Below are 2,265 nucleotides of genomic sequence, written 5' to 3' on the forward strand. Positions count from 1 at the left end.
AATCCGGTCAGTCGCGCAGAAGCTCGTTGATCGAGGTCTTCGAGCGCGTCTGGGCGTCGACCGTTTTCACGATCACGCAGCAATAGAGGCTGGGCGAGGGCGATCCGTCGGGATTGGCCCGGCCCGGCAGCGAGCCCGGCACCACCACCGAATAGGGCGGCACCTTGCCGATATGGATCTCGCCGGTCGCCCGGTCGATGACCTTGGTCGAGGCGCTGATGAAGACGCCCATCGACAGGACCGCGCCCTCGCCGACGATGACGCCCTCGACCACTTCCGAGCGCGCGCCGATGAAGCAATTGTCCTCGATGACGACCGGATTGGCCTGCAAGGGTTCCAGCACGCCGCCGATGCCGACGCCACCCGACAGGTGACAGTTCTTGCCGATCTGCGCGCAGGAACCGACGGTCACCCATGTGTCGACCATCGTGCCCTCGTCCACATAGGCGCCGAGATTGACGAAGGAAGGCATCAATATGACGTTGGGCGCGACATAGGCCGAGCGGCGGACGATGGCCCCCGGCACGGCGCGGAAACGCGCGTCACGGAATTCCGCCTCGCCCCAGCCCTCGAACTTCGACGGCACCTTGTCCCACCAATGCGTATTGTCCCCGGGCCCGCCCGCGATCAGCCCCATGTCGTTCAGACGGAAGGAGAGCAGCACGGCCTTCTTCAGCCATTGATGCACTTCCCAGTTTCCGTTGAACTTTTCGGCGACCCGCACCTCGCCCTTGTCGAGAAGGTTCAGCGCGGTCTCGACCGCGTCCCGCACTTCGCCTTTGGTGCCCGTATTGATCGTGTCGCGCGCGTCGAAGGCGCTTTCGATGACGGACTTCAGCTGGGCGGTGCTCATGGAGGGCTTCCTCGCGCGGATTGTGATGCGCGGGCAAGATAGCGCCCGCGCCGCGCCTGTCAAACCGTGCTCCCCTCACCCTTATCCGTCATGGCCGGGCTTGGCCCGGCCATCCACGCCTTCCTCCATCGAAAGGCAGCAGGAAAGACGTGGATGCGCGGGTCAAGCCCGCGCATGACGCGAATGGGAGAATTGAATGGGCTTTTTAAGCCGCGACCGCTGCGTCGATGGTGGCGCGCGTCACTTCCTCGCGCACGGGCTTGGGCTCGCCGAAGAGATAGCCCTGGCCGTATTCGACATTGAGGTCGAGTACGTCGACGACTTCGCGCTCGGTCTCGATCTTGTCGACGATGAGCTGGATGCCATTGCGGCGCAGCAGTTCCTTGATGTCGCTGGCGTGGATGTCGGTATCGTTGTGCTGGTTGCCGACAAGCGTCGCCGCCGAAATCTTGATGAAGCGGAAATTGCGGTCGTGCAGCAGCGGCGCGTTGATCTTGAGGTTCGTCACCTGATCCATCGAGAAGCGGAAGCCGAGCTTGGCGAGCGCCGTCAGGCTCTCTTCCTCGATGGGCCCCATGCCGTTCACCGTCGTCTGGCTGAATTCGAAGATCAGGTGCTGCGCGAGATCCTGATTGTGCTGCATGTATTCGACGAATTGCGGGAAGAAGTCGCTATCGAGCAGAGAGAAGGCCGAAATGTTGCAGAAGACGCCGGCATTCTTGTTGCGGCTCGCGAGCTTGCGTACGACCTGGATGCAGCGGAAGAGAAGAATGTTGTCCACCGTCGGCATCATGCCGGCGGGTTCGGCGACACGCATGTAGTCGCGCGGCATGATCAGCGCGCCGCGCTCCGAGCGCAGGCGCGACAGGCCCTCGTAATAGCGGACCTTGCGCTGGGGCAGGCCGACGATCGGCTGCAGATAGAGATCGACGCGATTGGCTTCGAGCGAGCGGCGGATCGTTTCGAGCAGCTCCGTGTCGCTCATCGTCGAGACGTCGGGCTCCGGCATCGGCGGGGCGAATTCCTCCGCCAGCCGGGCCTGCAGCATCGGCGCGCCGACGGCGACCGGGCGGGGCGGCGCTTCGCGCGTTTCGGCGAGCCGCTTCACCAGCGATTCGACGACGCGGATTTCCGAGAAGATGCGTTCCATGCGTTCCGTCGTCTCGCGCTCGAAGCGATCCTCGAGTTCGACGATGCGGTTGGCGGCATGGTCGAGTTCGCGCGAAAGACCGGCGGCAAGGCCCGTCAGTTCGGAAAGTTCGCGTCGAACTTCCCGGCGCTCGATCCCGCGCGAGATGGCGGCATGGGCTTCGGCCCCGACAAGGCAGGCGATGAGGCCCGCAAGCAGCGCGAGCTTCTGGTCGATGCCTGCAAATTCAGGCAGCGCCAGCGCGATGCCGATCGACGGCAGG

Annotated in this window: 2 protein-coding genes; both read right to left on the reverse strand. The window is 64.1% G+C overall.

Features of this window, described 5'->3' with window-relative positions; translation table 11 throughout:
• Window positions 1-7: 7 nt before the first annotated feature.
• Window positions 8-853: a 2,3,4,5-tetrahydropyridine-2,6-dicarboxylate N-succinyltransferase gene (gene dapD / locus VMR03_RS13995; protein ID WP_325406241.1), complete on the reverse strand. Its 846-nt coding sequence runs from the start codon at window positions 851-853 to the stop codon at window positions 8-10.
• A 205-nt stretch (window positions 854-1,058) separates the two neighbouring features.
• Window positions 1,059-2,265, reverse strand: a 1,207-nt coding sequence (locus VMR03_RS14000; protein ID WP_325406242.1) for an EAL domain-containing protein, incomplete at its 5' end; no start/stop codon positions are given.

It is taken from the genome of Parvibaculum sp., from assembly GCF_035511255.1.
Taxonomy (GTDB): domain Bacteria; phylum Pseudomonadota; class Alphaproteobacteria; order Parvibaculales; family Parvibaculaceae; genus Parvibaculum.

Coding starts and splice junctions, on each gene's coding strand:
- dapD (WP_325406241.1), bottom strand. CDS start 853: ATGAGCACCGCCCAGCTGAAGTCCGTCATCGAAAGCGCCTTCGACGCG.